The sequence below is a fragment of the Stenotrophomonas sp. 2YAF22 genome (assembly GCF_052114665.1).
Taxonomy (GTDB): Bacteria; Pseudomonadota; Gammaproteobacteria; order Xanthomonadales; family Xanthomonadaceae; genus Stenotrophomonas; species Stenotrophomonas indicatrix.
In genome coordinates this window covers 1-1,374 of the sequence record NZ_JBFRFE010000850.1, presented here as the reverse complement: position 1 = coordinate 1,374, position 1,374 = coordinate 1, and the positions used below count along the sequence as shown (strand labels likewise).

Here is a 1,374-nt window from a genome sequence, read left to right as displayed (position 1 = left end):
CTGTTCGTGTTCGCCTTGCCGCGTGCCGATGCCGAGGCGAACTAGACGTTGTCTGCCGGTGGCGGAACACCGCTTTCCATCGGCAGCAGCAGCCGGATGCAGGCACCGCCGAGCACCGAATCGGCCACTTCCACGTGGCCGCGGTGCTTGTCCGCCACCACCTGCACCAGCGCCAGGCCCAGCCCGAAGCCCGGGCTGGCCAGGTCCAGCCGCACGTAGGGCTGCAGCACCTGGCTGCGCAGTTCGACGGCGATACCGGGACCGTCGTCCTCCACCTGCAGGCACAGCCATCCGTCGTTGAGCGTGCTGACGATGCGGATCTGCCGGCGCGCATAGCGCAGCGCGTTGCCCAGCAGGTTGCGCAGCGCCAGTTCCAGCATGTGCCGGTTGACGTTGACCAGCCCTGCCGGTGACAGGTCCTGCTGCACCGGTATCGTCAGTGGTGCGAACTGCTCGACCACGCCGCGTACCAGCGCGGCCAGTTGCAGGCGCTGGCGGGTGACCTGATGGCAGCGGCCGAGCGCGGCGTACTCGACACCCGCATCGGTCAGGTGCTGCAACCGGTCGATGTCGATGCGCAGGCCGGACAGCGCATCGCGCTGGGCGTCGTCCAGTCCGGTGTCTTCCAGGTCGGCCAGGCCGAAGCGCATGCGTGCCAGCGGTGTGCGTACTTCGTGCGCCACCGCCTGGGCCAGCACGCGCTGGCTGTCCAGCAGCAGCTGCAGCTGTTCGGCCATGTGGTTGAACGCCTTGGCCAATGGCCGCACCAGCGCGGTACCGGCGCGTGGCGCCCGGCTGTCGAGCTGGCCATCGCGCATCCGTCGTGCGGTCTGCGCCAGCTGCGAGACATCGCGCCACAACCGGTAGACCATCACGTACATCGGCAATGCCACCGCCACCATCAGGATCAGCAGGATGATGGCCACGCCGGACGCTTCACTGTCCTGCCAGCCTTCTTCGGGCAGGGCCTGGTCCAGCGGCCCCAGGATCAGCGCACTGTTGCTGTTGCCGACGCGCTGCAGGCTGCGCATGCTGTCCAGCTCGATCTGCACGTGTCCGTTGAGCAAGCCCTTGCGCTGTTTCGCCGGCAGTATCGCGGCAGCCTCGGTCAACGGCATCAGCTGCAGCGGATAGGCGAAATCGCTGTCCAACTGTTGCGCCAGGGCTGGCCATTGCGCCGGCGGCGTTTCGGCGAAGCGATGTTGCAGCATGGCGTGCGGGCCGCGCATTTCCGCCTGCAGGCTGGCCTCGGTGCGGTCTTCCAGCAGCGCATCCCAGGCCCATAGCCCGAGCACGATCAGCAGCAGATGGGCGGTGAGGAAACCGATGCCGTAGCGCAGGAAGTGGAAGGCATGGCCACGCATGGCCGACGAC

General features: G+C 67.8%; 1 protein-coding gene. It reads right to left on the bottom strand.

Annotated elements, in window-relative coordinates:
- Positions 1-41: 41 nt before the first annotated feature.
- Positions 42-1,374 (bottom strand): ATP-binding protein (locus tag AB4Y84_RS21680; protein ID WP_442250935.1); only part of this gene is annotated, 1,333 nt, incomplete at its 5' end.